Source organism: Streptococcus sp. 2154 (assembly GCF_013277255.1).
In the GTDB taxonomy this organism is placed as follows: Bacteria; Bacillota; Bacilli; order Lactobacillales; family Streptococcaceae; genus Streptococcus; species Streptococcus pseudopneumoniae.
Window position 1 is genome coordinate 34,784 of record NZ_VMMK01000020.1, and the last position, 26,891, is coordinate 61,674.

The 26,891-nt window shown below is 42.1% G+C and carries 29 protein-coding genes, 1 tRNA gene and 2 pseudogenes; 3 read left to right on the forward strand and 29 right to left on the reverse strand.

Features of this window, described 5'->3' with window-relative positions:
* Positions 1 to 344 precede the first annotated feature (344 nt).
* Positions 345 to 415: transfer RNA gene (locus HT693_RS02955), tRNA-Cys, on the forward strand.
* 186 nt (positions 416 to 601) lie between these two features.
* Here HT693_RS02955 and HT693_RS02960 read toward each other — a convergent pair.
* From HT693_RS02960 to HT693_RS03010, 11 genes are all read right to left on the reverse strand, one after another.
* Positions 602 to 1,933: a hemolysin family protein gene (locus tag HT693_RS02960; protein ID WP_138702136.1), complete on the reverse strand. Its 1,332-nt coding sequence runs from the start codon at positions 1,931 to 1,933 to the stop codon at positions 602 to 604.
* A gap of 261 nt (positions 1,934 to 2,194) precedes the next feature.
* The gene (gene endA / locus HT693_RS02965) at positions 2,195 to 3,025 is read right to left on the reverse strand and encodes a DNA-entry nuclease EndA (RefSeq protein WP_001036782.1); all 831 of its coding nucleotides are present in this window, start codon (positions 3,023 to 3,025) and stop codon (positions 2,195 to 2,197) included.
* Positions 3,026 to 3,063: 38 nt separating this feature from the next.
* Positions 3,064 to 3,252, reverse strand: a complete 189-nt coding sequence (locus HT693_RS02970) for a DNA-directed RNA polymerase subunit beta (protein WP_001036519.1) — start codon at positions 3,250 to 3,252, stop codon at positions 3,064 to 3,066.
* Positions 3,245 to 4,528, reverse strand: a complete 1,284-nt coding sequence (murA, locus tag HT693_RS02975; protein ID WP_000358021.1) for a UDP-N-acetylglucosamine 1-carboxyvinyltransferase — start codon at positions 4,526 to 4,528, stop codon at positions 3,245 to 3,247. Before murA ends, HT693_RS02970 begins: the two co-directional genes overlap by 8 nt.
* Positions 4,529 to 4,551: 23 nt before the next feature.
* Positions 4,552 to 4,782, reverse strand: coding sequence for a DUF1146 family protein (locus HT693_RS02980; RefSeq protein WP_023933289.1), 231 nt, complete (start codon positions 4,780 to 4,782; stop codon positions 4,552 to 4,554).
* Between the two features lie 57 nt (positions 4,783 to 4,839).
* The gene (locus HT693_RS02985; RefSeq protein ID WP_007284885.1) at positions 4,840 to 5,877 is read right to left on the reverse strand and encodes a SepM family pheromone-processing serine protease; all 1,038 of its coding nucleotides are present in this window, start codon (positions 5,875 to 5,877) and stop codon (positions 4,840 to 4,842) included.
* A complete protein-coding gene (gene coaD, locus HT693_RS02990; RefSeq protein WP_001280764.1) occupies positions 5,861 to 6,349 on the reverse strand; it encodes a pantetheine-phosphate adenylyltransferase in 489 nt (162 codons plus the stop codon). The genes HT693_RS02985 and coaD overlap by 17 nt, the downstream gene beginning before the upstream one ends.
* Complete coding sequence (gene rsmD, locus HT693_RS02995) at positions 6,339 to 6,878, reverse strand: 16S rRNA (guanine(966)-N(2))-methyltransferase RsmD (protein WP_000706960.1); 540 nt, start codon at positions 6,876 to 6,878, stop codon at positions 6,339 to 6,341. Before rsmD ends, coaD begins: the two co-directional genes overlap by 11 nt.
* Before the next feature lie 64 nt (positions 6,879 to 6,942).
* A complete protein-coding gene (asnA, locus tag HT693_RS03000; RefSeq protein WP_000747993.1) occupies positions 6,943 to 7,935 on the reverse strand; it encodes an aspartate--ammonia ligase in 993 nt (330 codons plus the stop codon).
* Positions 7,936 to 8,046: 111 nt separating this feature from the next.
* Complete coding sequence (locus tag HT693_RS03005; RefSeq protein WP_001016920.1) at positions 8,047 to 8,730, reverse strand: Bax inhibitor-1/YccA family protein; 684 nt, start codon at positions 8,728 to 8,730, stop codon at positions 8,047 to 8,049.
* Between the two features lie 54 nt (positions 8,731 to 8,784).
* Positions 8,785 to 9,525: an RNA methyltransferase gene (locus tag HT693_RS03010; RefSeq protein WP_138705181.1), complete on the reverse strand. Its 741-nt coding sequence runs from the start codon at positions 9,523 to 9,525 to the stop codon at positions 8,785 to 8,787.
* Between the two features lie 33 nt (positions 9,526 to 9,558).
* Here HT693_RS03010 and HT693_RS03015 point away from each other — a divergent pair, with 33 nt between their 5' ends.
* Both HT693_RS03015 and yidC read left to right on the forward strand, forming a co-directional pair.
* Positions 9,559 to 9,837, forward strand: a complete 279-nt coding sequence (locus HT693_RS03015) for an acylphosphatase (RefSeq protein WP_001174612.1) — start codon at positions 9,559 to 9,561, stop codon at positions 9,835 to 9,837.
* A 77-nt stretch (positions 9,838 to 9,914) separates the two neighbouring features.
* Complete coding sequence (gene yidC / locus HT693_RS03020; protein ID WP_138705180.1) at positions 9,915 to 10,841, forward strand: membrane protein insertase YidC; 927 nt, start codon at positions 9,915 to 9,917, stop codon at positions 10,839 to 10,841.
* A gap of 272 nt (positions 10,842 to 11,113) precedes the next feature.
* On the opposite strand, the gene pflA is transcribed toward yidC, so the two are convergent.
* The 18 genes and pseudogenes from pflA to HT693_RS03110 form a co-directional block, all read right to left on the reverse strand.
* On the reverse strand, positions 11,114 to 11,908 hold the full coding sequence (gene pflA / locus HT693_RS03025; protein WP_001288274.1) for a pyruvate formate-lyase-activating protein: 795 nt from the start codon (positions 11,906 to 11,908) through the stop codon (positions 11,114 to 11,116).
* A gap of 125 nt (positions 11,909 to 12,033) precedes the next feature.
* A complete protein-coding gene (locus HT693_RS03030) occupies positions 12,034 to 13,284 on the reverse strand; it encodes a diaminopimelate decarboxylase (protein WP_172924802.1) in 1,251 nt (416 codons plus the stop codon).
* A gap of 60 nt (positions 13,285 to 13,344) precedes the next feature.
* Positions 13,345 to 14,172 (reverse strand): pur operon repressor, encoded by an 828-nt coding sequence (gene purR, locus HT693_RS03035; protein WP_007284882.1) that lies wholly within the window; start codon positions 14,170 to 14,172, stop codon positions 13,345 to 13,347.
* Between the two features lie 266 nt (positions 14,173 to 14,438).
* Positions 14,439 to 15,380, reverse strand: a complete 942-nt coding sequence (locus tag HT693_RS03040) for a 3'-5' exoribonuclease YhaM family protein (RefSeq protein ID WP_138705177.1) — start codon at positions 15,378 to 15,380, stop codon at positions 14,439 to 14,441.
* Positions 15,370 to 16,626, reverse strand: a complete 1,257-nt coding sequence (locus HT693_RS03045) for a DNA recombination protein RmuC (RefSeq protein ID WP_023941425.1) — start codon at positions 16,624 to 16,626, stop codon at positions 15,370 to 15,372. The genes HT693_RS03040 and HT693_RS03045 overlap by 11 nt, the downstream gene beginning before the upstream one ends.
* 1 nt (position 16,627) lies before the next feature.
* A complete protein-coding gene (locus HT693_RS03050; protein WP_000006133.1) occupies positions 16,628 to 17,290 on the reverse strand; it encodes a thiamine diphosphokinase in 663 nt (220 codons plus the stop codon).
* Entirely contained in the window at positions 17,253 to 17,909 is a 657-nt protein-coding gene (gene rpe / locus HT693_RS03055; protein ID WP_000085007.1) for a ribulose-phosphate 3-epimerase, read from the reverse strand. The genes HT693_RS03050 and rpe overlap by 38 nt, the downstream gene beginning before the upstream one ends.
* Before the next feature lie 10 nt (positions 17,910 to 17,919).
* Positions 17,920 to 18,798 (reverse strand): ribosome small subunit-dependent GTPase A, encoded by an 879-nt coding sequence (rsgA, locus tag HT693_RS03060; RefSeq protein ID WP_172924807.1) that lies wholly within the window; start codon positions 18,796 to 18,798, stop codon positions 17,920 to 17,922.
* Position 18,799: 1 nt separating this feature from the next.
* Positions 18,800 to 19,672 (reverse strand): 16S rRNA (adenine(1518)-N(6)/adenine(1519)-N(6))-dimethyltransferase RsmA, encoded by an 873-nt coding sequence (gene rsmA, locus HT693_RS03065; protein ID WP_001216829.1) that lies wholly within the window; start codon positions 19,670 to 19,672, stop codon positions 18,800 to 18,802.
* Between the two features lie 130 nt (positions 19,673 to 19,802).
* Positions 19,803 to 20,111: a hypothetical protein gene (locus HT693_RS03070; RefSeq protein WP_000333264.1), complete on the reverse strand. Its 309-nt coding sequence runs from the start codon at positions 20,109 to 20,111 to the stop codon at positions 19,803 to 19,805.
* Complete coding sequence (locus HT693_RS03075) at positions 20,104 to 20,745, reverse strand: ABC transporter ATP-binding protein (protein WP_000565529.1); 642 nt, start codon at positions 20,743 to 20,745, stop codon at positions 20,104 to 20,106. The genes HT693_RS03070 and HT693_RS03075 overlap by 8 nt, the downstream gene beginning before the upstream one ends.
* 1 nt (position 20,746) lies before the next feature.
* A complete protein-coding gene (locus tag HT693_RS03080) occupies positions 20,747 to 22,777 on the reverse strand; it encodes a bacteriocin-associated integral membrane family protein (RefSeq protein WP_172924804.1) in 2,031 nt (676 codons plus the stop codon).
* A 103-nt stretch (positions 22,778 to 22,880) separates the two neighbouring features.
* Positions 22,881 to 23,177: a lactococcin 972 family bacteriocin gene (locus HT693_RS03085; RefSeq protein ID WP_000815399.1), complete on the reverse strand. Its 297-nt coding sequence runs from the start codon at positions 23,175 to 23,177 to the stop codon at positions 22,881 to 22,883.
* Positions 23,178 to 23,553: 376 nt separating this feature from the next.
* The gene (locus tag HT693_RS03090) at positions 23,554 to 24,453 is read right to left on the reverse strand and encodes a helix-turn-helix transcriptional regulator (protein WP_000904845.1); all 900 of its coding nucleotides are present in this window, start codon (positions 24,451 to 24,453) and stop codon (positions 23,554 to 23,556) included.
* A gap of 71 nt (positions 24,454 to 24,524) precedes the next feature.
* Positions 24,525 to 25,085, reverse strand: coding sequence for a ribonuclease M5 (rnmV, locus tag HT693_RS03095; RefSeq protein WP_100104496.1), 561 nt, complete (start codon positions 25,083 to 25,085; stop codon positions 24,525 to 24,527).
* Positions 25,085 to 25,858, reverse strand: a complete 774-nt coding sequence (locus HT693_RS03100; protein WP_054393098.1) for a TatD family hydrolase — start codon at positions 25,856 to 25,858, stop codon at positions 25,085 to 25,087. Before HT693_RS03100 ends, rnmV begins: the two co-directional genes overlap by 1 nt.
* 301 nt (positions 25,859 to 26,159) lie before the next feature.
* A pseudogene (locus HT693_RS03105) lies at positions 26,160 to 26,294 on the reverse strand (LPXTG cell wall anchor domain-containing protein); the annotation flags it as partial.
* A 203-nt stretch (positions 26,295 to 26,497) separates the two neighbouring features.
* A pseudogene (locus HT693_RS03110) lies at positions 26,498 to 26,891 on the reverse strand (N-acetylmuramoyl-L-alanine amidase family protein); the annotation flags it as partial.

Consider the following 26,891-nt stretch of genomic DNA (forward strand, 5'->3'; position numbering starts at 1 on the left):
ACCCCTATCACCGTGTCCCTTTGATGAATTTTCAGAATTTTTAAGTCTTTATTACAAGTACTCAAAATCCTGAAAAAAAGCACAAAAAGAGCAGCTAAATCTGACTTTTTCAGAAGATTTAACTGCTGTGAGCCTTGTCTGGACAATATTTCAGACAAAACCTACGACAAATGATTATTTATATTATACCCTAATTAGCTAGATTTTTCAAGGGGATTCAGTAGATTTTTGGTAATCTTTTTCCCATAGAAAACTTAGCATTACATTCGAATCACACTATGGTACAAAAAACTGAAAAAGCTATTGACTGAAAATCATTTTCAAGGTATAATAAGAAACGTTAAGGCGGTATAGCCAAGTGGTAAGGCACGGCTCTGCAAAAGCTTGATCGTCGGTTCAAATCCGTCTACCGCCTTCTATAACTTGATTTATCAGGTTTCAAATGAACAGAAAGCCCAATTTGAAGGGCTTTTTTATTTTTCTTCTGATAAATACGGATAATTTTGAAAAACTTTTGGGGCAAAGTTCTTTCCATGACATAATTCCCTCATGAAATCAACTGAAAAAAGCTTCGTCACACCTGGTGACAAAAGCCTCTAGTTTACTCTGTTTCTTCTTCTATTTCAACTTCGGTAATTTGGACTTTTACCTTGGTAACACGTCCATTTTTCACTTTATCATTGGTTAAGATAAGTTGTTTGTTTTGGCTGACCAATTCATAGCTAAGTTTCTCAGTCGTCGGAATGGTCCCCACTCCTGTCAAATAGTAACCAGCAATGGTATCAACGTCATCACTTTCCAGTTCAACATCAAAGTAATTATTGAAATCATTGAGGGTCATTGTTCCTTGAACAATGTAGGTATCCTCGCCAATCTGATGAACATCTATTGCTGCTTTGTCCGTTTCATCATCAATTTCACCAACAATTTCCTCTAAGAGGTCTTCCAAGGTCACCAAACCAGCCATACCACCGTATTCATCCAGCAAGATTGCCATTTGTCTTTGGGTATTGCGCAATTCTTTTAGCAAGTCATCCACAAAAATAGTTTCAGGTACAAAAAGTGGATCTTGTAAGATTTTCTTCCAAACAATATTGTCAAAACCGTCCACAAAACCAGCCTTAAGGAGACTCTTGGTGTGAATGATTCCAATCACATTGTCCTTATCCCCATCGTAAACTGGTATACGGGAAAAGTTTTGTTTTAAAATACTTTGGATAATGCTTTGACTATCATCCTGAATATCCACCATAAAGGCATCCGTCCGAGGAACCATAACCTCTCGTGCCATCAGTTCATCGAGCGAAAAGACACCTTGTAGCATCTCAATCTCATCAGCATCCAATGTTTCTTCACTATTTGTCAGCATATAGGCAATTTCATCACGGGTCATCTTTTCATCCGCATCATCGAATGACATAGGCGTCAAATGGCTCAAGAAATTGGTCGAAGCAGCTAAAAGCCAAACAAAAGGACTGACTAGTTTTCCGATCCCAATGATAACCGGCGCTGTACGAATTGCCAAGGCATCCTTTAGATTAAGAGCGATTCTCTTAGGATATAATTCCCCAAAAACGATGGAAATATAGGTCAAAAATGCCAAGGATAGAAAAGTTGCCACGGCTTGTGCTGTTTCGCCATTCCCAAGCCAAGAGGCAATCACACGTCCTAGAGTATCAGCTAAACTCGCCCCTGATAAGATTGTAATCAGGGTAATTCCTACCTGAATGGTTGATAAAAAGTGGTTAGGATTTTCTAGTACCTTCAGCAGGCGGATGTAGCGTCTGTCTCCTTCTTCCGCCTTTTGTTCAACCCGCGCACGATTAAGAGAAACCATGGCCATTTCTGTGGCTGAGAAAAAGGCATTTAATACCGTCAAGATAAACAATAAAACAAATTGTAGCAACAAATTCTGACTACTTGGGTCTTCCATAGTTCTTCTCCTAAAATAGTATCTTATCCTTCATTATATCACAAAATTTAATCCAATACATATTATTTTTTTCTTAGTACCTACTCTAGCCCTACTTAAACTAGAAAAAAGAACTCCTACATCCATAAGTGATATAGGAGTTTATCTTATCTTTTACTGATACTCTTCGAAAATCTCTTCAAACCACGTCAGCTTTATCTGCAACCTCAAAGCTGTGCTTTGAGCAACCTGCGGCTAGCTTCCTAGTTTGCTTTTTGATTTTCATTGAGTATGAGTTACAGTTACTTCTCCAGTTCGGTAATCCAGTTGAAGCCCCTTTTGAACATTGGGAACTAGAACATTAAATTCCAATTCTCCATCTGAAGACTTGGCTTCAATCTGTGAAGCTGAAGGAACTAAATCCTCGTTTGAAGCGTAGTAAAGGGTTACACGGTAACGGACACGCTTGTTTTGGTCCAAGGCTTTACGCACCTTACTTTCATAGTAGTTTTGACCAGTCGAATCCTCGGCCTGCGCCTGATTTGCCCAGGCTGTCTGAACAGCAATGTTTTTAGGATTGCTTGTCGAGGCATCAAAACCATCCAAACCACCGATTAAGGCATAGCCTAACAGATGACCTCTATCGACTGCATGGGTATAAGAGCCCTTTAGATTCTTGACCTGATGCCAGCCTGGAGGAGTCCATGAAGTCGAACCATTCCCAGTTTCTTCACGATTCTTGTACTGACGAGTAGCCTTAGACAAGAGGGCATTAGCCACGGTTGGTACGGTCTCCTTGCCCACCGTCTTTGTTTTATTATCAGCGTAGGGCTTACTTGAAACCTTGGCATTTAGGTTTGTTTTATTACCATTGACGATAAAAGCACCTGATCCGTTCCACTCCAGACTCCCTTTTACTTGGTTTTTGACTGCGTCTGTTAAGACACTCTCTGCCAATGCTTGACTAGGAGCTTCAGACGCTTGTTTTTTCTGACTAAGCTTGGTTTTAGGACTATTAGGTGCCGACTGCATCTGCTTGATATAATAGCTCCCTGTAGACAAAAGCAATAACACTAGCAGTCCGATTAGTGTCTGTCTTGTTTTTTTGTTCATATTTCTCCTTATCTTTAGAAAAAGGCTGGTTCTCCAGCCTAATTTCCTGTAAATTTATGAATCAATTCCTGCCATTTTGCTGGAGACAGGATAGCCCATGGATCTTGACCCTTGCCCAAGATTCCATAACCTACCATTAAACCGATTCCTAGAGCCAGAGTACCTAAAATCAGTACTATGATGACTAAAAGTAAACGCTTGACTACGTAGCTTGATTTCTTATTCATCTTCATCACTTGCCTCAATCCGCTGAATCTTAGCACCTAGCTGCGCCAACTTCTCATGGAAACCGTAGTAACCTCTATCCAAGTGAACCAATTTACCGACCACAGTTTCTCCCTGTGCTACCAAACCTGTCAAAATCAAGGCTGCACTGGCACGAAGGTCAGTAGAAAGAACTTCCGCTCCCTGCAAAGGTTGACCACCAACAATACGAGCTGTATCACGGATAATCTCAGAATGCAAGCCCATGCGACGCATTTCTTCTAGATGTTGGAAACGATTTTCGAAAACTGTCTCCACCATAGTTGATTCCCCTTTTGCGACTGTCATCAAGGCTGTAAATTGAGCCTGCATATCTGTTGGAAATCCTGGGTGGGGCAAGGTTTTCACATGAACAGCTTTTAGATTTTCTAGTTGAGAGCGAACGCGAATTCCTTCCGTCTCCTCCGTCACTTCCACTCCCATTTCAAGCAATTTGGCAATCAAGGGACGGTTGTGCTCCCAGACAGCATCTTTAATCAAGACATCACCACCAGTCATGGCAGCAGCTACCATAAAGGTTCCTGCTTCGATACGGTCTTGGACTACATTGTGAGTCGTACCATGAAGTTTCTCAACACCGGTAATGGTAATGGTCTCTGTACCAGCACCCTTAACCTTAGCTCCCATTTCATTAAGGAGAATGGCTAGGTCAACAATCTCAGGCTCACGCGCAGCATTTTCAATCACTGTCATCCCATCAGCTAGGGTCGCTGCCATCATCAAGTTCTGCGTTGCACCAACACTTGGAAAGTCCATATAGATATGAGCGCCATGCAAGCGTTCTGCCTTGGCTTCGATGTAACCAGCTGTCTGACTAATCTTAACCCCCATAGCTTCCAGACCTTTCAAATGAAGATCAATAGGACGGCTACCAATGGTACAACCACCTGGCATGGATACCTTGGCATGACCCACACGGGCAAGGATTGGCCCTAATACAACGATGGAGGCGCGCATCTTGCTGACATACTTGTAAGGGGCTTCCTCAGTGATGTCGCCAGTAGCATCCACCTCAACAAGATGGGCTTCCTCATCAAAGTCAACCTTGGCATTCAAACCACCAACCACCTGATTCATAATAAAGACATCCGACAAGATCGGTACATTCTGTAAGACTGTCTTTCCTTCACTTGCTAGAATAGTCGCTGCCAACAAGGGCAAGACTGCATTCTTTGCTCCTTCGATGGTTACACTTCCTACCAGACGATTATCGCCACCTTGAACAACAATTTTGTCCATACTCGTTTCCTTTACTCTTGATTTTATAATAATCCTCTAAGCGCTTCTTGCCACAAATGATACAGGCTGATAAAGAAAGAACTCAAGATATAGCCCATTACAATGCTGAAAAAACCTACTAATAAACGAACTTTTCTTGTATTCTCAGCTGTCACTTTTAAAACCTTTTCCCATCTAACAAGATCCTTTAAAAGGTAAAAACTCACATAAATAAAGAGCATGTGACTGCTTAGAGTGAATAATAATTGAACCATTTGACTATTATACCATCTTCTCTGTTTGTGCGCTAGTTTGGAAACTTCACTTAAAAACTAGGGATTGTTTTTCAAGTAATCAATTGCATCTTGTAGGGTTTTAACGGGCACGATTTTCATATCTGTCTTGATTGTTTTGGATGCTTCTAGGGCTGTTTGGTAGTTGTTTTTTGCATCCGGGTGTGCTTTTTGTTCTTCTTCGCTAACAGGATTATCAGGGGCAAAGAAAATAGCGGCACCTGCCCTAGCCGAAGCTACAACTTTTTTATCAATGCCTCCAATATCCCCCACATTCCCATCGCGGTCAATGGTACCTGTACCAGCAACAATACGACCATTACGAAGATCTGGGTGAGCTATTTGAGTATAGATAGCTAGACTAAACATGAGACCAGCACTTGGGCCGCCAATACCAGCTGTTGAAAAGCTAATTGGGACATTGCTGATTACCTCTGTACGATCAATCAAGCCGATTCCAATCCCATTTTTTCCATTTTCCAAGGTGATAATCTTTCCTTCTGCAGACTTGGTTTGCCCATCCTCTTCATAGGTGACCTTGACGGAGTCCCCTAATTTTTGAGAACTGACGTAATCAATCAAGTCTTTGGAACTATCAAAGGTCTGATCATTGACTGCTGTGACCGTATCAGAGATATTGAGAATCCCTTTAAAGGTTGAATTATCCGTCACATTCAAAACATAAACGCCAAAGTACTTGAGTTCGATATCCTTACCAGCTGTTTTTAGTCCTTGATACTTGGCCATATTTTGCGATGTTTGCATGTAGAATTGATTGATTCGCATAAATTCAACATCGGAAGAACCACCTGTAGTCTCCTGAGCACTACGAATATCTGTAAAAGGTGTCAACCAAGCATAAATCATATGAGCTAAAGTGGCATGTTGAACACCAACCGTAACGAATTGATAGGCACCAGCTTCCTTATCTTCTGTGTCATTTACTTTAAGGACTTGGCGAATATCTTCCGAACCACCTGGAACCTCTATATAATAAGGCAAGGGCACTACAAATGCCAAGAAAGTCACAATCAAGGCCGCAATGACGTATAAGGGCCATCTAATCTTTTTTTTCATTTCTTATTTCCTCCAAAATACTCTCGGGAACATAGCAGGCAATATCCTGACCAAACTTCAAAAGCTCTCTAACGCCTGATGAACTGATATAGAGATGTTCAGGTCGACTATGTAAATAAATAGTCTCTATATCAGGAGACAGCTGATGGTTGTAGTAATCAAAACTGGCTTCGTATTGCAAATCCGACGCATTTCTCAAGCCTCGCACTAGGCAAGTAGCCCCCAGTCTTTTTGCGACATCGACCACCAATTCATCATGAGAAGACACGACTTTAACATTTCCCAAATGTTTCACAGCCTTTTCTAACCCCCGTTTACGATTTTCGATAGGAAGAAATCCTTGTTTGTGGGGATTAAAAAAAATACCGACATAGAGCTTATCAAAGAGTCTGCTCGCCCGTTCAATCATATCCAGATGCCCATTTGTCATCGGATCAAATGAGCCTGTGAATAAGCCAATCTTATCTGACATAGACTGTCACCTTACTAATTCCATAAATCTTTTCCTTCCAGATACCCAGACAGGCAATCTCTTCTGGAAGTTCAACGGCCTTATCCGTCTCGCACACAACCATAACATCTTCAGAAAAAAGCTCTCTCTCAGCCATTTTTTCAATATCTGCTACGATTTGTTCCTTGGCATAGGGAGGGTCTAAGAAAACGAGGTCAAATTCCCCAGATACCTGTTCCAATGCCCTCTCTGCATCCATCTTGAGGAGTTGAAATTTTCCAACTTCCTTGGTCATCTGGATATTTTCAGCCACGATGGTCTGAGCCTTACGGTCTCGCTCCACCAAAACAGCACTGGACATGCCACGCGATACTGCTTCGATAGATAAACCACCACTACCTGCATAAAGGTCCAAGACTCGTCCCCCTTCAAAGTAGGGACCAATCATGTTAAAAATGGCTCCCCTAACCTTATCCGAAGTAGGTCTTGTTGTCTTGCCTTCTAGTGTCTTGAGGGGACGTCCCCCATAGATTCCTGATACGATTTTCATACTGTTTATTATACCAAATTATAGACAAAAAGAGAAAGAAAACCGAACCTTGCGGTTCGATTCTCTACAAAATATTTTCGTAAGTATCGCGGACTTCTTGAGGCCAAACACTTGTTTGCACTTCTCCGATGTGTCTCTTGCGAAGTAGGAACATGGCCATACGAGATTGTCCAATTCCTCCACCGATTGTCAATGGGAATAGGCCATTCAACAAAGACTTGTGCCATTCCAATTCCAAGCGGTCTTCATCACCTGTAATTTCCACCTGACGTCTAAGAGTTTCTTCATCTACACGAATTCCCATAGAAGACAACTCAAAGGCTCCACCTAAAGACTCATTCCAGACAAGAATATCACCATTTAGACCCTTGTAGCCATTCTCAGACTCGCTTGTCCAGTCATCATAGTCTGGTGCACGTCCATCGTGCGGTTTACCATCTGGCAACTCGCCACCGATACCAATCAAAAAGACGGCTCCAAATTCTTTACAAATCGCATTTTCACGTTCTTTAGGTGTCAAGTCTGGGTAGCGTTCTACCAATTCTTCTGTATGGATAAAGGTGATTTGTTTTGGCAAGATAGACTCGATGTCATAGCGAGCTTCAACAGCTAGCTCAGTCAGGCGAATAGCCTTATAAATCTTCTCAACTGTTTCTTTTAGATAAACGATGTTACGCTTACCATTTGGGATAACCTTCTCCCAGTCCCACTGGTCAACATAAACAGAGTGGGTTGCATCCAAGGAATCCTCATCTGGACGAAGGGCTTTCATGTGGACAAAGAGACCCTCTCCTTCACCAAAGCCAAAACGAGCCAAGGTGTGGCGTTTCCATTTAGCAAGTGAGTGCACCACTTCATAAGTAGCATCAGGGATTTGGAGAACCTTGACCGATACTGGATTTTCCACACCAGACAGGTTGTCCTGCATTCCGTCACCGACCTTACTCAAGATAGGACCTTGAACTTCGACAACTTCTAGCTTATCTTTCAAATACTGGGTAAAAGTGTTTTTGACAAAGGAAATTTCTTCTTGTTGATGGATAAAACTTTTCTTCATAGACAACTCCTCAAAAATTTAATAAACATATTATACACCTATTTCCAAGAAAAGAAAAGAGAAAATTTTAAAAAAATCAGTGTCACTCAAAACACTGATTTCATAGACCTTTTAGTCATTGCGACCAAAGATACGTAGAATACTTAGGAAAAGATTGATAAAATCAAGATAGATGCTGAGAGCCATTGACACCACCCAGCCTGTCGCTACACGACCTTGTGATTGTTCATAGGCGAGGCGAATCTTTTGGTTATCCCAAGCAATCAACCCTGAAAAAACCAAAACCATGGCTACGCTAATCATATAATCAAAGAAACCACTAGACAAGAAAATATTGACTATCATAGCAATAATCAAACCGATCAGAGCCGCCATCATAGCTCGACCAAGACCGCTCAAATCTTTCTTGGTGAAGATACCAACTGCAGCCATGACAAAGAAGAGAAGGGAGCTCGATACAAAGGCAGATAAAACTGTACCCGGAGTATAGAAGGCTACCACAAAACTAAGGGTAAAACCGTTTAAAACAGAGTATAGCAAAAATACTGGAAGAGCAGCTGGACTATTTCTTGAAGCCATGCTACTGGCAACGAAAACCAAGGCCAATTCTGCAAAGGTTGCAATGGTCAACCAGAGACGCCCCTGCATCAAAAAGTAAACCAACTGAGACTGAAAGACCGTCAACATAAGGCCTGATACCAAAGCAGATAGTCCGATTCCCAGACCAACAAAGGCATATACCTTAGCGTAAAATTGATTGAGACCTACACGGTCATGTATAATAGTGTGATTCATCTTTTCTCCTTTTCTATGAACATCTTTCCTTGATTATAACAAAAAAAGTTAAAATTAGCTTAAATGGAAAATCAAAATACCAGCTGCAATGGCAACATTCAAACTCTCCGCCTGCCCCTTCATGCTAATATGGACCAACTGGTCTGCACTTTCAGCCATAAGGGGACTAATTCCTTGGCCCTCATTTCCCATGACTAGTACAAAATTTTCTATAGGAGGCAGTTCTCTGTAATCAACAGAATCTTTAGATAGGGTTGTTGCTAGCACTGGGATAGCTACCTTTTTAGTTTCGTCAAGAAGCGCTTGACTAGTCATCCGGTAAATGGGCAGATGGAAATGACTACCTTGCATGGAACGTAGGGTTTTGAGACTGTAGATGTCTGCCGACTTTTCTGAAACAATCACTCCAGTAAAACCTGCTGCATCCGCAGTTCGAATGATAGTTCCTACATTACCAGGATCTTGCACATCTTCCAAAAACAAGAACTTGCCCTGACTCAAATCAGCTTGTCCTACTTCTTCTTTTTGAACCACCGCAACAATTCCCTGTGGGGTCTGAGAATCCGCCAAATCTAGCAAAATATCCTCTGACACCCAGACAGTTTGCGGAAAATCATCTAACTGATCTCGGTAATTTTCTAGGGCAAAGATTTTCTCAATCGTCACTCCAGCTTGGACAGCTTCTTCAAACAAGTGCCAGCCTTCAATCAAATAAGCAGACTTGCGGTATTTTTTTTGGTGTAATTTCTTGGCATTTTTTACCACCGAATTGGCTTTTGAGCTTATAATAGTCATAGAAATATTATAACACAATCAAAGGGGTTTGGTATGCAAAAGGTTAGAATGATTGCCCAAGGTAGGGTGCAAGGAGTCGGCTTTCGTTGGGGTGTTTACAGCTTGGCACTTGAAATTGGTGGCATCACAGGCCGAGTATGGAATAACGACGACGGAACAGTGGAAATCTTAGCCCAAGCAGACTCATCTGCTATCATGGCAAAATTTATCCAAGAAATCCGAAAAGGACCGACACCTTTTTCAAAAGTAAGCTACTTAGATGTCAAACTGAGCAACTTTCCTCCCTACCCTGACTTTAAAATCGCAAATTAGGTCTCCAGAACTATTGTATATTTTGTAAAAAAACAGTAGAATAGAAAGGTATAATTTTTAAAGAAGGAATAAAAACAGTGAAATCTATTAAACGTTTTGCACTCTCAGCTATGGGAGTGGCTATGTTGCTAGTCTTAACTGGCTGTGTCAATGTCGATAAAACCACAGGTCAGCCGACAGGATTTATTTGGAATACGATCGGAGCGCCTATGGCTGAAGCTATCAAGTACTTCGCTACTGATCAAGGTCTAGGCTTTGGTGTCGCTATCATCATCGTAACCATTATCGTGCGCTTGATTATCTTGCCACTTGGTATCTACCAATCATGGAAGGCAACGCTTCACTCTGAAAAGATGAATGCCCTCAAGCACGTCCTTGAGCCACACCAAACTCGTCTCAAAGAAGCAACTACTCAAGAAGAAAAACTCGAAGCCCAACAAGCTCTCTTTGCTGCTCAAAAAGAGCATGGCATCAGCATGTTTGGTGGTGTAGGATGTTTCCCTATCCTCCTTCAAATGCCTTTCTTCTCTGCTATCTACTTTGCTGCCCAACATACTGAAGGGGTTGCTCAAGCAAGCTACCTAGGCATTCCTCTAGGTTCTCCAAGTATGATTTTGGTTGCCTGTGCTGGTGTCCTTTACTATCTTCAATCACTCCTTTCACTTCACGGAGTAGAAGATGAAATGCAAAGAGAACAAATCAAGAAAATGATTTACATGAGCCCACTCATGATCGTCGTCTTCTCCCTCTTCTCACCAGCTAGTGTCACACTTTACTGGGTTGTCGGTGGTTTCATGATGATTCTCCAACAGTTTATCGTCAACTATATCGTTCGTCCAAAACTTCGCAAAAAAGTCCGTGAAGAACTAGCCAAGAACCCACCAAAAGCAAGTGCTTTCTCAACACCAAATGGACGAAAAGACGTTACCCCTGAACAACCAACTGCTATCACAAGCAAGAAAAAACACAAAAATCGCAACGCTGGAAAACAACGTTCGAGATAAGAAGAAAAAGGCTTAGCTGGTTTGCTAAGTCTTTTTTGCAAGTTATACTCTTCGAAAATCTCTTCAAACCATGTCAGCTTCGCCTCGCCGTATGTATGATTACTGACTTCGTCAGTTCTATTCACAACCTCAAAACAGTACTTTGAGCTAACTTCGTCAGTTCTATCTACAACCTCAAAGCAGTGCTTTGAGCAACCTGCGGCTAGCTTCCTAGTTTGCTCTTTGATTTTCATTGAGTATCAAAAGCCCGATGTTTCCATCAGGCTTCTTTTCTATCCATGTACACGTTTCGTATAGTCTTGGTAACTTTCGGTATCCATGAGTTGTTTAGCGTTCTTAACGCGGTCTGCTGTTGGTGGTTTAACCCCTTCGAGGGAATAGGGAATTCCCAATTCACGCCATTTAAACTCACCCATGGTGTGATAAGGCAGAATTTCAAACTTATCCACATTTTTAAGAGTCTTGACGAACTTACCAAGTTCAATCAAGTCATCGTCTCTGTCTGTCAATCCTGGAACTAGCACGTGGCGAATCCAGACAGGTTTTCCAATATCTGATAGATACTGGGCACAGGCCAAGATATTTTTATTGGTTTGGCTAGTAACAATCTTGTGCTGTTCTTCGTTGATTTCCTTGATATCTAAGAGGACCAAGTCAGTGACAGCCATGAGTTTGTCAAACTTTTCAAGGTAACGTGGTTTATTACGGAAAGGAAGGGCACAGGTGTCCAAGGTACAGTGGATTCCTTGTTCCTTAGCCTTGGTGAAAAGGGCAATCAGGAAATCAATCTGCAAGAGGGCTTCTCCTCCACTGACTGTAATCCCGCCCTTATTTCCCCAGAAACCACGGTAGCGCAAGGCTTCTGTCAAGACATCATCTACCGTCCGTTCACGTGATTTATTGGACTCCATAGCCCAAGTATCTGGGTTATGGCAATACTGGCAACGCATGTGACAGCCCTGTAAAAAGACAATAAAGCGAATACCAGGGCCATCTACCGCCCCAAAACTTTCTGTCGAATGCACCATTCCTGTCACTTGTCCATAATCAATTGTTTCTTCAGACATATCGTTACCTTCCTTGAAAACGTTTTATAGTTTTATTATATCACGACTTGAAGGAAAAACAAGATTTTTACCTATTTTTTAGAAAGCAATCTGTTTTTCAATTTCATTTTCAATCTATTCTCAGATTATTCTTCAAAATCAAAACCATACAAGGTTGCAAAATAGTCTTCAGGGCGCTCTGCACGGCGGATTTGACGGGCTTTGCCTTCTTCAGTATAAAGGATTTCCGCAGAACGAAGTTTGGCATTGTACTGGTAGCCCATTGAAAAACCGTGGGCACCTGTATCATGAATGACCAGCAAATCACCGATTTCTGTATAAGGCAGTTCGCGATTGACTGCAAATTTATCATTGTTTTCACAGAGTGAACCAACCACATCTACCACTTCAGCTGATCCATCTGGATGAGTCATGTTGCTAATATGGTGATAGGCTCCGTACATAGCTGGACGCATGAGGTTGACTGCTGATGCATCCACACCTAGATAGGTACGGTAGGTTTTCTTCTTATGAGTGACTCTTGTGACTAAAGCACCGTGAGGTGCCAGCATAAAACGACCCAATTCGGTGAAAATCTTGACCTGACCAAGACCTGCTGGCGTAAGAACCTCTTCATACACCTTACGAACTCCCTCACCAATCAAGGCGATATCATTTGGCTCCTGCTCAGGACGATAGTTGACTCCAATACCCCCGGAAAGATTGATAAAGTCTAGTGAAATACCCAGCTTTTCCTTGATTTCAACAGCCAATTCAAAAAGCTGACGCGCCAACTCTGGATAATAGAGATGGGTGACAGTATTGGATGCTAGAAAGGAGTGAATCCCAAAAGTCTTGGCTCCTTTTTCCTTCAAGATGGCAAAGGATTCAAAGAGTTGGTCCTTGGTCATACCAAACTTAGCCTCCCCAGGATTATCCATAATGTCTGTCCCCAGTTCAAAAACGCCTCCAGGATTATAACGACATGAGATGATTTCTGGAATGCCTGCTGCTCGCTCCAAATGTTCAATATCTTCAAAGGCATCCAAGTTAATGATCGCACCCAATTCACGCGCATAGGCATATTCCTTATCTGGCGTATTGTTTGAAGAGAACATAATCTCAGAACCAGGGAAATCCAGTTTATGGCTCATCAAAAGCTCTACGTAACTAGAGCAGTCCACACCACAGCCTTCCTCTTGGATAATTTTCAAAACAGCTGGGGTTGGAGTAGCCTTAACTGCAAAATATTCCTTAAAGCCCTTGTTCCACGAAAAGGCTTGGTTGACGGCTCTTGCCTTCTCACGAATTCCCTTCTCATCATATAAGTGAAAGGGAGTTGGGAACTCGGCTACAATCGCTTCTAAGTCTTCTTTATTAATAAATGGTGTTTTCATAAGTTTCCTTCTATTCTATTTGCAAAGAAAGGCTGGGACAACCGTTCCAACCTTTATCCTTTATTCTTCTGTGTCAAAAATATTACCAATCTCAACATCGATGGCTTGGTTCTTGACATCAATATTGGTTACCTTCAAGAGTGACTTGTATTCAAACTGCTTTTCACGTTCTTCTTGGGCATTGTCCGCAAAGACCGCTACACCTGCCAATTCTGAGTCGAATTCGCGCAAGAGACTAATCATCCCATTGACAGTTCCGCCGCCTTTCAAGAAGTCATCCACAATCAAGACACGGCTACCTGCCTTGAGACTCCGTTTTGAAAGGAACATTTTCTCGATACGGTCACCACTTGAACCGGATACATAGTTGACGCTAACCGTTGAACCTTCGGTAATTTTCAGGTCACGGCGCACAATGACAAAAGGGACATTGAGGACATTGGCAACTGCATTTGCAAGTGGCACACCCTTGGTTGCTACTGTCATAACCGCGTCAATTTTTTGGTCCATAAAGCTCTTGGCAATAATGCGACCAATATTTTTCAAGATGGCTGGTGTGCTAAGTAAATCAGACAGGTAGATGTAGCCACCTGGCAAGATACGGTCACTTTCTGACAACTTGGCACGCAAGTCTTCAACCATTTCCTTAGCATCATGGTTTGAGATTGATGGTGTAAAGATAACACCTCCGCCAGCCCCAGTCACAGTCTGGATGTGACCGATTTCGATTTCCTCAAAGGCGCGTTTGATAATGACGATATCTTCTGAGATGGATGATTTAGCAGATTCATACTTTTCAGCAAAAGTATTGAGACTAGTTAGTTTATAAGGATGATTAATCAAATAGTTGGAAATGACAACCATCCGATCACTTCTTCTTAATTTCATTTCTATTTCCTATTCCATTTTTATTCAAAAAATCAAAAAGCAAACTAGAAAGCTGGTCACTGGTGATTCAAAACACTGTTTTGAGATTGTCGATAGAACTGACAAATCCTGTAATATACCTGCATATATACATACGACAAGGCGATACTACCCTAGTTTGAAGAGATTTTCGAAGAGTATTCATTTTTGTCTTTTACTTATTATACCATATTCACATAAAAAAACGAACATTCTTATCCTAAAAAATGCTCATTTTTCTTAAATTATTAATCTAAATCTGGTTTATAGAAGGAACGATTATCCATAGCGAAGATTTTATTGGTCATCTCTCCTTTATCCACCAAAGCAAGAGCTGTTGACATCATCATCATGCTGGCATCCAGATTGTCAATCATATGGATAATCTCTGCTTCCATAATGCGTGGACGGACTGGGCTTCCATACTCAAGTAAGCCGTGGTGACTAAGGATGACGTGACGAAGCAGAACGACTTCTTCCTTGGTATCATCGATACCGAGTTCCATCACTGTCTTAGTAATTTCGCTATCAATTAGAGCAATATGCCCAAGGAGATTACCTCGTACTGTATACTCAGTCTGGTCTGGTCCCGTCAACTCGATGACCTTAGCCAAGTCATGCAGCATAATTCCCGCATAGAGCAGGCTCTTATTGAGCCGAGGATAAATATTGCTAATGGCATCTGCCAAGCGCACCATGGTCGCCGTATGATAGGCCAAGCCTGTTTCAAAGGCATGGTGGTTGGTCTTGGCTGCTGGATAGGAGTAGAATTCCTTATCATACTTGGTGTAGAGATTTCGGACAATCCGTTGCCAGACAGGATTTTCAATTTTGAAAATCATTTGCGACATGTAGTCACGAATTTCCTTGATATCAACCGGTGGCTTGACCTTGAAATCAGCTGGGTCATTGGGTTCACCAGCTTGCGGCAGGCGGAGAGTGATTTGATTGACCTGTGGAGTGTTGTTATAAACTTCTCGGCGCCCTTTCATGTAGACAACCCTACCTGCGGTAAAGGCCTCAATGTTATGAGGTTGGGCATCCCAGAGCTTCCCCTCAATCTCGCCACTATCATCTTGGAAGGTAAAGGCTAGGTAGTTTTTCCCAGCTCGAGTTTGCCTCAGGTCAGCTGATTTGATTAAGTAAAAACCTTCAAACAGCTCATCTTTTTTCATGTGACTAATCTTCATATTCTTCCTCATTTTCTTGGAAATGGAGTAGATCAAGCGCAGGCTCACCTTCTGACAACTCAATGTGACGGAGCGTCCGCTCGATAGCTGTGGTACGACGGTTTAATAATTCATCAATATTGCCAGAGGCATGTTGGAGATGTTTTTGTGCCTTTACCAGAATACCACCAAACTTGCCAAACTCGGTCTTGACGCTGGCAAGAGTCTTACTGATATGGTCGGCACTCTTTTGGATATTGAGAGTTTTGAATCCAACTGATAGGGAGTTAAGAAGGGCTGATAGGGTACTTGGACCTGCAACAATAATCTGCTCTTCCCGCCTCAAATCATCAAAGAAGACAGGATTGCGGACAATTTCTGAGTAGAGACCTTCTGTCGGGACAAACAAAACTCCAAAATTGGTCGTCCGAGGTGGTGCTATGTACTTGCTCTTAATATCCTTTGCAAAGCGTTTGACGCTGGCTAGGAGCGACTTACGACAGCGTTCGATTTCGTCCTTGTCACCTGCTTCATAGGCTTCTTCTAAGCGATAATAATCTGCCAGTGGAAACTTAGAGTCAATCGGTAAGTAGACATATTCTTGGTCGCCTTGTCCGGGTAACTTGATGGCATACTCCACTCGTTCACTGGAGTTTTCAACTGTTGCGTATTCTCGTTCGTACTGGGCAGGGGTCATGATATCCTCGATGATTTGCCCCAGTTGCAATTCTCCCAGAATCCCTCGTGTCTTGGTTCCAGAGAGAACCTTGTTGAGGGCGCCGACATCGCGGGCAACTGTCTGCATTTCCCCCAGGCCACGATTGACCGACTCCAGTTGTTTGGAAACTGTCTCAAAGGAAGCCTGCAAGCGTGTCTGCAAGGTCTTTTCTAGTTTTTCCTCGACTGTCTGGCGCATTTGTTCCAAACGTTGCTCGTTTGATTCCTGCAAGGCTTGGAGACGTTGGTCGGTCTTATCTCTGGTTTGGAGGAGATTATCTGTCATTTCTTGACGGACTTGCGTCAGACCTTGGTGCAATTCGATTCGCACTTCTTGCAAACGGTCGCTGACAGCTACTTCCAAGTCTTTTTGATCTAACTGCCTGGCTTGTCTGGCTTGTTCAAAACGGTAATCCAACTGGTCTGACAAGTGATCTGCCTGATCCTCCAAGCTCTTGCTGAGATGTTTTTCCTGCTTATCTTGTCTTTGCCAAATCAGAAAGAGGCCAGCTAGGTTGGCAATCAATAATAGAACAAGTAAACTTTCCATCCTACCTCCTGTCCTTACTATGCAGCACGACCACATAGCCATCTGGGCAAGTCACCGAAACTTCCCTATCTATATATTCGTTAGAAGCGTACACTTTTTTAAAAAAAAAATTTTCCTCTGTCAACTCATACTTGGCACCAATAATAGTCAGCTGGCTATCCCGAACTGGCATAAAGGCTAGGTAGTCATAGTCTGAACGAGGTTCTAGCTGACTGGTCCCTTCTGGACAATAGGAAATCAAGTTTTGTCCATCTTCAATCGCTATCTGGCGCATATAGGGCGCCAACTTGGGATTACTAGGCAGAAAGACATTAGCCAGCATATGGTCAATACGACCACCCAAAGCACCGAAAATAGTGACCTGAGCCTGAGGATTTTGCTCAAAGATAGTCAAGAGAGCCAATTCCAAATCAGTATCATCTTTTTCTGGTCGGGCTTGAACAAAATGCTGGGCACGTTTTTGAATCACCTGTCGCTCTTCTTCGGTCACAGAATCAAAATCCCCAACCGCTAGAGCAATAGGAAGGTTTTCTTCCAGGACCCATAGCGAGCCCCGATCCACACCAACAAAACCATCAAAGTCCGTCCGATAATGACCACGGTCTCCGCCTGCAAAAACGGCAACCCTAGTCCAGTTGTTTTCTGAGAGTTTGTACTCGCTCATTGACATCTCCCTTAAAGACATAGGAACCTGCTACAAAAACGGTCGCACCAGCTTCTTTGGCTTGAGCAATCGTTTTATCATCAATCCCACCATCCACTTCAATCTCAAATTTCAAACCTTTTTCCTGACGAAGAGCAACCAACTCACGGACCTTATCCATGGTCTCTGGTAGAAAGGCTTGCCCACCAAAGCCTGGGTTAACTGTCATGACTAAGACTTGGTCAACTAGGTGAAGGACGTGCTTAATAGCCTCGACAGGCGTACCAGGATTAATGACAACCGAAGGTTTGACACCTAGTAAGCGAATTTTTTGGAGGGCCCCATGAATATGAGGCGTTGCTTCCACATGGATGCTGATGATATCCGCACCTGCACGCGCAAAGTCTTCCAGATGATGTTCAGGATTAGCTATCATCAAGTGGCAGTCAAAGACCATCTTACTATGAGGACGAAGGCTCTCGACCACACCTGCACCAAAACTGATTTGTGGCACAAAATGACCATCCATGATATCGATATGGGCATACTCTGCCCCAGTTGCTTCTAGGCGCTTGATTTCACGTTCAAAGTTGGCATAATCTGCTGCCAGAATTGACGGAGCAATCTTGTATTGAGACATAGGTTTCTCCTTATTTTGGAATTTTTTTGCTGACTTTTTTGTAGGTTTCTCTACGATTTTCAATCTCACTGAGGAATTGCAGGTAGTTGTCAAAACGGAAGGTTGCAATAACACCCTCTTCAACAGCTGGTTTGACGGCACAAGACGGCTCATGGGTATGGGTACAAGTACGGAACTTACAATCTCGGCTAACAGTAGCAATCTCTGGGAAAGCCTGATTGAGGTCTTCAGCCGTTGTTACTTCATAATCCAGTGATGAAAAGCCTGGTGTATCTGCGATTTTACCCCCATTAAGATTGTAAAAACTAACTGCTCGAGTAGTGTGGCGCCCGCGACCCAGACTGTCTGAAATTTCTCCTGTTTCAAGATTGAGGTCTGGTGCGATTTTATTGAGAAGGGTTGACTTACCAACACCTGTCTGCCCCATAAAGACTGTAATCTTATCTGTTAACAAAGGCAGGAGTTCCTCTTTACTGGTCACAAAGTCATAGCCGATGTCACCATAAGTCTGTTTATAAAAATCCAGTTCTCCCCCATCTTCCAACAAATCCATTTTGGAAATATAGACGATGGGATGGATGCCCTTGTGTTCCAAAAGAACCAAGAAACGATCCAGCAAATTGCTGTTAAAATCAGGTTCCTTGACGGACATGATTACTACAGCTTGATCGATATTGACAATAGGCGGACGAACCAGACTGTTTTTCCGTTCGTGAATTTTGAGGATATAGCCTTCTGAATTTTCCTCGGCAGAGAAATCTACCCAGTCCCCAACATAAGGGGTATGGCCTTTTTTACGGAAATTCCCACGCGCGCGTGTTTGATAAACCTGGCCATCACTCTCCACATAGTAGAAACCTGCCAAGGCTTTAATGATTTGTCCCTGCATCTTAGAGCCCTTGCCCTTTAAGTGCATCTGCTAGACTGGCAAACTCTTCCAAGCTGAGAGCTTCCCCACGCACACTTGGTGACAAGCCTGCTTGATCCAAAGCCTTGGTCAGCTTGTCCTTGACTTCCTCAGTCTTGCCAAAGTAACCTGTCAGGTTATTCCATAAGGTCTTGCGGCGATGGGTGAAACTAGCCTTGGAAACCTTAAAGAAGAAGTTCTCATCTTCTACTTCTACAGCTGGCTCTGGACGGCGCACCATTTTCAAAATAGCAGAGTCCACGTTTGGCGCTGGCACAAATACCGTACGAGGCACGATAAAGGCAACCTTGGCTGTCATGTAATACTGCACCGCAATCGACAAGCTACCATAAGCCTTGGTATTTGGTTGAGCGGAGATGCGATCCGCCACTTCTTTTTGCATCATGACGACAAACTCACTAAAAGGAATGCCACTCTCAATCAAGTGCATGAGAATAGGCGTCGTGATGTAGTAGGGCAAATTAGCCACTACCTTGATTGGCAAGTCAGGATTTTTAAAATTCTGGATATATTTCGCCAAATCGACCTTGAGAATGTCCTCGTTGACCACGGTCACATTATCAAAATCACGCAAGGTATCTGCCAAAATTGGCACCAAACGGTGGTCAATCTCAAAAGCCATGACTTGGGCTGCACACTCAGCCAGAAACTCCGTCAAGGCACCAATACCTGGCCCGATTTCGATGACATTGACCTGGTCATCAATTTCAGCCGTATCCACAATTTTTTGAAGGATATTGGTATCCGTCAGGAAATTTTGCCCGAAGGACTTTTTAAAGGTAAAACCGTGACGCTCCAGCACTGCCTTGGTCACACTATAATCTGCAATTCTCATCTATTCTCTTTTCTATTATCTGTTACTACTATTGTAACACATTCCCCTTGTATTTTGGGGGTGAAAATCATACCAAAAAACTATCTTTCCTCATGAAGAAAGATAGTCTTGGAAATCTTTAAAAGTGGCCTTAGCGGTTCTCTCGAAACATACGTTCAAAAAAATCAGCTTCTTGATAACTTCGATTTTCAGGTAGGGTCAAATCTACATCCTCCTCCACATCGTCCACTGTCAGTTCAACCGTTTGAGGTAAATTTTTCAAACGATAATGCTTTTGCCTTTGCCCTTCAATACTAGCAAAATCAAGCAAATAGCCATTCACTCGGATTTGAACCAAAAGGAGATGATTGGTCATATTTTCCATGATGAGAATATCTTCTAAACCACCTCTGGCACTAGGATAATCAGATACCCTGCGAATACGGATTTTTTCACACATGAGCAAGTTCCCTCATATCAATGATTTCATCGGCCTTATTCCAGACTAGGGGATTATGGGTCGCAATGATGATCATTCGATTTTCATCTTTCAAGCCCACCAAGAGATTCATAACCTCCTCTGAATTTTCAGGATCAAGAGCTGCTGTTGGTTCATCTGCCAAAATCAAGGGTGGATTTTTCAAAATAGTCTTCGCAAGGGCAACTCGTTGAGCCTCTCCCCCAGATAAAGTATAAATTTTTTGTTCTAAATCCAAATACCCTAGATTAACTTTTTCTAAAGCCTCCACTTGCCTTTCCAAACGTTCTACTTTTGAGATTTTCTGACCGACAAAGCCCAAATCCAAATTCTCTTTGATTGATTGGTTTTCTAAGAGGCCAAAATTTTGAAAGAGATAGCCCATCTGGTCTCGAAAATACTCACGAGTGGGAATGGTTTTTAAATCTTTCCCCTGATAGAGAACCCTTCCACCATCTATCTTTTCTAACTTTCCTAAGATGTTCAGCAGCGTCGTCTTTCCGCTTCCACTCTTTCCGATTAAGGCATAGACCTTGCCCTTCTCCAGCTTGAGATTTAAACCAGAGAAAATCGCGCGGTCATTAAACTTCTTTTCCAATCCTTGAATATCAATCATCTTATTTTCCTTTCAATACTGCCATGCTACCAGCTTCTTCTTTTTTGTCCTGCCTTACTAAAATCAAGAGGGAGTTAAGCGTAAACAAAGCTACAACTAGAGCGCTGATCAAACCATCTCCTGTCAAAATACTAGATAGAACCAGGCCAAGCAAGAGAACTCCTCCTTGCGCCAGCAAGTACTTGCCATGAAGTTCATAAATTGTCATACCAGAAAGACGTTTAATCATAAGCTCCCGTCTGAACTGCTCAAAATAGAGAAGATTCATGGAATCAAATAACAAGATAGCCGTAGACAGGGTCAAAATCGTCCCAATAAGGAGAGAGTAAAACTCCACCCGTTTGTCATTTAGTACCTTGGCAAAAAATAGCTGGCTTTTTACCAAGTAAGAGACCTTGTGATACAGACCTTGCTCTTTTAGAGCTGTGATGCTGTCTCCATATCGATCTAGTTTCAAGGTACTATTAGCCGTAGTTCCCCACAACATCCCTGCAACAGGTCTTGTTCCAGTCGCTTGCGGCGTTAGAACTACAATAATCGGATCTTTTAGGTACTGACGTGTCGTCTTGTACCCATCGTTATAGAGGAAGCGTTCCTGTCCTGTTTCTGTAAAATCTAGCCTTAGCTGTGGGAGGTAGTGTTTCTGACTCGTCACTTCTACACTTTCAGATGAAAATCTTTGCAGGTAATCTGTAAATAATCCTTGATAGTAGGCAGACTGCTCTCGCAAGCTCTCAGGCAAGATCAGCCCAAACTCTCCCTCAGACAAGTTTTGCATCTTGTCCATAAACTCTGAAGAAACGGTAATCTTTTCTTCTATCAGATAGCGCGGTGAGACATAGATAACATTCCCTGACGGTGTGTAGTCACTGAGACGATTGCCATCTAGGTCCACTTCTGCTCCATCTGAGAAATTGTCAACATTGCTCATGATATAAAAAGAGTCTGTATTGGCTAACCGTTCTTCAGTAAATGTCTGCCACTCACGATTATCCTTACGCATTCCTTCTTCATCGGCAAATGCACTAGACCAACCAAAGGATAGACGGTAACGATCTGAGGACTGACTCCATTTATCGCTAGCTCTCTCCATTTCCTGCATTTCACGGTAGTGGGGTAGGAGAGCAGTCGCACTCGATCCGACCACCAGTACGGCTAAGAGTTGCCCCACCATCATCAATGTCATCATACGTTTGAGAGGGAGTTTCCCTTTCAATAGATCCACCAGACTATTTTCTTGTAAACCAAGTAGATACACGACACTTAGTAAGGTAGAAATCCCTGCCAAGGTCAATCCATAAAGTAGAAGAGCAATGATGACCAGTTGCACCGTTGCCATAAACAAGGCACCTTGATACCAGAGAATCCCCAAGCCCAAAAGACTGGATACCAGTACCGAGAAAATAAGTTGTCTCACATCTTCTAACACCGGTCTGAGAGCAACCCCAAACAAGCTCTCACCAGCTATTAAGCGAATCCCTGCTTGACGAAGGGACTTGATCCGATAAATCAGGGTCAGACTCATAAAAGTCAGCAGAAAAATAGCTAGACTCAGTAGCCCCATTGGGGTAGCAGCCAAGAGGACGACCATCGAAAATGCCTCCGTTCTATTCGAGACAACACCATTATAACCAAGTTCTTGCAGGGCGGTCTGTAAGCTCACTCCATCCAAACTTCCTGATACAATCAAGTAAGACCCTAATAAATCACTCGTTTCTGCACTCTCCTTGGAGGAAATGGTCAAACCTTCTGGAAGCTCTCCCTGACCATAAGTGGCATAGGTAAAGCGTGTTTCTCCAGCTTCATTTGGCTCAACAATCCGACGAGCGATGAGACTATTGTGCTCTACCGCCAAGTGACTCAAAGCCTCTGTCAGTTTTTCTCGATCAGCTACTGATTGGTCTAGCCCAGTACCCATCACATCAACAGAGGGATAGTTACCAAATAAAATCTCTTCTCGATGATCAACGGAATTTATCACCATATAAAGCGATACCAATACCATTGAAATCAAAATAAATAAACGTTTCATCATTTCCTCCAAAAAGTTACTTGGTCACCTGCTAGAGAGATGACCAAGTAAAGCATTGTTATCAACTCACCCAGAAATGTTTTTACTTTCTCGTGTATAATTTTTAATAATCATAATAAAAGCTTACTTGCTCGCCCCACGCAGTACGAATCCAAGCTCGAGATGTTCCTCCTGCATCAGCATATCCCTTATCAGATGAACTATTCCATCTGCTAGAAACTGTTGAACTATGGTATTTTGAGGGGTGATAGTAGTTTGAGTAAGCACCTCCGTTAGCCGAACCATACGTCCAGACACCACCACCTGGATACTTAACCGCGGCCGATACTACTGCTACTCCTCCACCTAATGTTGCTACAAGACTCGCTACAAGGGCTAATTTTTTAACTGTTTGTTTCATATTGATACTCCTCTATTTTTTATTATATCATAAATATTTATTATATATTGTCTATTTTCTATTCAAGTAAAACTAAGTCATGGATCATAGACCTTTTCAAAGCAACACCTCATTACATTCTCCTTTCTATCCGTGCCACCAATCTCCAAAACTAAAATATGTTAAAAACATGATAAAACCAAACATATCACACCTCCTTATTTCTATGTCATCTATTATAAAACTTATATCAATAAACTCCAAGGACACCAATGTCCTTAAAATCTAACTATTTCATATTATTTTTAGCTTATATCTAAAAAAACAGTTCTAAAGACGAACTTTAGAACTATTTTGATGCGAGAACAGGGACATTTTTGTCACTGATTCACTATGTTTATAAATATTTTTTGACATCCTCTTGCCATTCCTCTGTCAATTTCTTTACTAGAAATTCATCTCCAATTAGCTGCGCAAATGTTTTAGAAGACTGATAAAATGATTCAGCTAAACTAAAATCTCTTTCTTCTCTTAATGCTTGCTTCCACAAAAACATAAATATAAGAGGTTTCTTTTGATAATCTTGAGTTTTATCCATAATTTCTTGTAAACACGATAGATAATCATTAAAACAATCAGTTACTCCTACCTTTTCAAGACAACACATTCCTGAAATAAGAGTATCTCTAATTATAAAGTAATTCTCTATTTGAGTTACCTTCTTCTGTTCCAAAAGAAAGAGCATTAGCTTTTCGATTTGATTTATAAATTTGGCAAGATCTTTTCTAATGAGCATTTGATAAAAAAACAAACGAATCAACAACATATCATTTGTTGAATAAACTTCTTTTTCTATGATCTGAGGCATATGTTCCTCAAGTATTAACTCTGCATATTCAGGCCTTCTAGTTCTAGAAGTATCCAAACACGCCTGCAATACTTCACATGCTAATTGTTCTTCTTTAGGAAGATTATCAAAGTATGTTTTATAAATCTCTTCCAAACACGCTTCTTTCTTATCATACTCCTCTTCTTTACCATAGATTGGTTCACGTAAAATCTGGTATTTCAATTCTAAATAAGCAGAAGGAAGAGCTGAAAAATCTGGCATAAGGCTATAAGCTGGAACTCCTAGCCGGCGAGCAATATAGTCTAACTTGGGCAAACTCGGTTGCGAAGCTCCACTCTCAATTCGCGACAGTTGACGAACTGTCAGTTCTTGCTCATCTCCACAGAAATCTGGACGACTAATTCCTTTTTCTATCCGAATCTCTTTAATTTTTTGACCAATTAACATCAGACACCTCCTCTTCTACCTGCTTCGAAAAATACTGTGAAACTTAAAAAATTGTAACGGCTACATCTTTCCTACTCATAAGATTTCATAGCTTCTTCCACTTCTGCCAAAGTAACCCCAAATAACTCTAGGCGTTTGAGGAGTTGCTTGCCGTTGGAATAACCGATTCGGAGAGCCTCTCCCAGATACTCTCTGCGTCTACGACTGTCTGCTCCCGCTAAGAAACCTAGGCGAATCAAGTCGCTACGACTGATGTCAAACTGACTCTCATGTTCAAATTGTTCTGTCACCTGAGCTAGAGCCGTTTTCAGGTCTTCATAGCTGGCATGTTCTATTCCCAAAGAACGCCCCTTGGTTTTGGACTTAGGAACAGCTTCATCTCGTTTGAGAAAGGCATGCTGAACTGTTGGAATGGCCGTCATTATCATGCGCCGAATCCGCTCCCCATTAAAATCTGGGTCTGTAAAGACAATGACTCCATGACGTTGGTGCAGGCGCTGAATCCGCTCTATATCCTGATCATTGATGGCAGAACCTCGTGTCTCATAGGTCTCTACATCGAAGTAACGTTTGAGATTGACCGTATCATCGCGACCTTCAACCACGATGACTTGGGAAATTTTCTCTTTCATTACTTGCTGTCCAATCCAAAAATGCGTTCTGCATTTGCAGTCGTTGCCGCCGCTAACTCTTCTGCCGTCATCCCACGCAAGGCAGCAATAAAGTCCACCACATAGCGAGTATAGGCTGTTTTGTTTTCGCGACCACGTTTAGGAACAGGAGCCAAGTAAGGCGCATCCGTCTCCACCAAAAGCTTATCCAAAGGTAACTCTTTAGCTGCTTCTTGGATGTCAGTTGCCTTCTTAAAAGTCACCACTCCTGAGAAGGAAATGGTCATACCAAGCTCGACAAACTTCTCTGCCCACTCAAGCGTCCCTGAAAATGAATGCATGATACCACCTCGAGAGCCAACTCCCTCGCTCTTGATAATCTCATAGGTATCTTCCAGCGCATCACGGGTATGGACAACAAAAGGCAAATCCAAGTCCTTAGATAGCTGAATCTGACGGCGAAAAACCTGCTCCTGCACCTCTTTGGGCGCTGTCATCCAATGATAATCCAAACCAATTTCACCTAAAGCCACAACCTTGGGATGCTTGAGCTTGTCAAGCAAGTAAGCCTCGACTTCCTCCGTGTAAGTCCCTGCTTCTGTAGGATGCCAACCGATAGTCGCATAGAGCTGGTCATACTCATCTACCAACTCCAAGGCACGCTCAATCGTCGGTTGATCAAAACCAACAATATTCATCTGTGTCACACCCATCTCAGCAGCCAAGGCAATTTCTTCTGCCTCACGACCTGCAAATTCTTCTACATTCAAGTGTGTATGTGTATCAAAAATCATCTCTTCTAACCTCGTTTTCTATCTTCTATTATACCAAAAAAGAGGAGGGGTACCCAATTTTTCGGTTTCCCTCCTCTCTTTAATAGAGCTATTCTGCTAGCTTTTCTACTCGATATTACCCATCTCCTGTCCCACAGTTAGAGACAGAAGAGACTGGTTACATTGATAGAATATCCCTTTTCAGCTAAAGTGTGCGATTATCTTGGGTTCTCACTTTTCTCACCCATCACTAGGATTGATGATTTCTCCAAATCCCCCTTATAATCTAACTTTAAGTAGAGAATAGAATTTTCTAGCTATCCTATTTTCTACGTCTAGCCTTTCTTCCTAGCAAAGCAAAACCACTTGTTGCCACCACTAGACCAAGACTAGCAAGTGCTGCACTTGATGCTGAACCTGTGTTAGGTAATTATTTGCCAGCAGGCACTTTAACAGTTGATTTTTCATCAGTAACTATGTACTACTCTAGATTCAATCTATTATATAAGAATGTTGAGTTACTAGCTCATCCTTCCATTATCTCTTATATTACAAAATACTCCATAATCTCCAGTAGCATAAATCTGGCTAGAGATTATGGAGTTATTTTCAGCCTTAATATCCTATCAAAAAATAATATTAAGATTCATTCAGTTAGATTTAGTTTACCAATTCACCATTAGCATTGACTCTATAGCCGTTTACTGTTGTATTGACTGCAAGCATACCTGATTCATCTACATAGTACCATTTCCCACTAACTTGGAACCATTGGCTAACTTTCATATCGCCATTACTATTGAGGTAGTACCATGAGCCATTGTATAGCAACCATCCTGTGGCCATTGAGCCATTACTATTGAGGTAGTACCATGAACCATTGTCTAGCAACCATCCTGTGGCCATTGAACCATCAGTATTGTAGAAGTACCACATTCCATTTTCTTTTTTCCAACCTCTCGTCATAGAACTATTACTGTTGAGGTAGTAGAATGAAGAGTTGCCGAATAAGAAACCTGTACCCATTGAACCGCCTGCTGGAGTTGCCATTGAA

Coding starts and splice junctions, on each gene's coding strand:
- HT693_RS02960 (WP_138702136.1), bottom strand. CDS start 1,933: ATGGAAGACCCAAGTAGTCAGAATTTGTTGCTACAATTTGTTTTATTG.
- endA (WP_001036782.1), bottom strand. CDS start 3,025: ATGAACAAAAAAACAAGACAGACACTAATCGGACTGCTAGTGTTATTG.
- HT693_RS02970 (WP_001036519.1), bottom strand. CDS start 3,252: ATGAATAAGAAATCAAGCTACGTAGTCAAGCGTTTACTTTTAGTCATC.
- murA (WP_000358021.1), bottom strand. CDS start 4,528: ATGGACAAAATTGTTGTTCAAGGTGGCGATAATCGTCTGGTAGGAAGT.
- HT693_RS02980 (WP_023933289.1), bottom strand. CDS start 4,782: ATGGTTCAATTATTATTCACTCTAAGCAGTCACATGCTCTTTATTTAT.
- HT693_RS02985 (WP_007284885.1), bottom strand. CDS start 5,877: ATGAAAAAAAAGATTAGATGGCCCTTATACGTCATTGCGGCCTTGATT.
- coaD (WP_001280764.1), bottom strand. CDS start 6,349: ATGTCAGATAAGATTGGCTTATTCACAGGCTCATTTGATCCGATGACA.
- rsmD (WP_000706960.1), bottom strand. CDS start 6,878: ATGAAAATCGTATCAGGAATCTATGGGGGACGTCCCCTCAAGACACTA.
- asnA (WP_000747993.1), bottom strand. CDS start 7,935: ATGAAGAAAAGTTTTATCCATCAACAAGAAGAAATTTCCTTTGTCAAA.
- HT693_RS03005 (WP_001016920.1), bottom strand. CDS start 8,730: ATGAATCACACTATTATACATGACCGTGTAGGTCTCAATCAATTTTAC.
- HT693_RS03010 (WP_138705181.1), bottom strand. CDS start 9,525: ATGACTATTATAAGCTCAAAAGCCAATTCGGTGGTAAAAAATGCCAAG.
- HT693_RS03015 (WP_001174612.1), top strand. CDS start 9,559: ATGCAAAAGGTTAGAATGATTGCCCAAGGTAGGGTGCAAGGAGTCGGC.
- pflA (WP_001288274.1), bottom strand. CDS start 11,908: ATGTCTGAAGAAACAATTGATTATGGACAAGTGACAGGAATGGTGCAT.
- HT693_RS03030 (WP_172924802.1), bottom strand. CDS start 13,284: ATGAAAACACCATTTATTAATAAAGAAGACTTAGAAGCGATTGTAGCC.
- purR (WP_007284882.1), bottom strand. CDS start 14,172: ATGAAATTAAGAAGAAGTGATCGGATGGTTGTCATTTCCAACTATTTG.
- HT693_RS03040 (WP_138705177.1), bottom strand. CDS start 15,380: ATGAAGATTAGTCACATGAAAAAAGATGAGCTGTTTGAAGGTTTTTAC.
- HT693_RS03045 (WP_023941425.1), bottom strand. CDS start 16,626: ATGGAAAGTTTACTTGTTCTATTATTGATTGCCAACCTAGCTGGCCTC.
- HT693_RS03050 (WP_000006133.1), bottom strand. CDS start 17,290: ATGAGCGAGTACAAACTCTCAGAAAACAACTGGACTAGGGTTGCCGTT.
- rpe (WP_000085007.1), bottom strand. CDS start 17,909: ATGTCTCAATACAAGATTGCTCCGTCAATTCTGGCAGCAGATTATGCC.
- rsgA (WP_172924807.1), bottom strand. CDS start 18,798: ATGCAGGGACAAATCATTAAAGCCTTGGCAGGTTTCTACTATGTGGAG.
- rsmA (WP_001216829.1), bottom strand. CDS start 19,672: ATGAGAATTGCAGATTATAGTGTGACCAAGGCAGTGCTGGAGCGTCAC.
- HT693_RS03070 (WP_000333264.1), bottom strand. CDS start 20,111: ATGTGTGAAAAAATCCGTATTCGCAGGGTATCTGATTATCCTAGTGCC.
- HT693_RS03075 (WP_000565529.1), bottom strand. CDS start 20,745: ATGATTGATATTCAAGGATTGGAAAAGAAGTTTAATGACCGCGCGATT.
- HT693_RS03080 (WP_172924804.1), bottom strand. CDS start 22,777: ATGAAACGTTTATTTATTTTGATTTCAATGGTATTGGTATCGCTTTAT.
- HT693_RS03085 (WP_000815399.1), bottom strand. CDS start 23,177: ATGAAACAAACAGTTAAAAAATTAGCCCTTGTAGCGAGTCTTGTAGCA.
- HT693_RS03090 (WP_000904845.1), bottom strand. CDS start 24,453: ATGTTAATTGGTCAAAAAATTAAAGAGATTCGGATAGAAAAAGGAATT.
- rnmV (WP_100104496.1), bottom strand. CDS start 25,085: ATGAAAGAGAAAATTTCCCAAGTCATCGTGGTTGAAGGTCGCGATGAT.
- HT693_RS03100 (WP_054393098.1), bottom strand. CDS start 25,858: ATGATTTTTGATACACATACACACTTGAATGTAGAAGAATTTGCAGGT.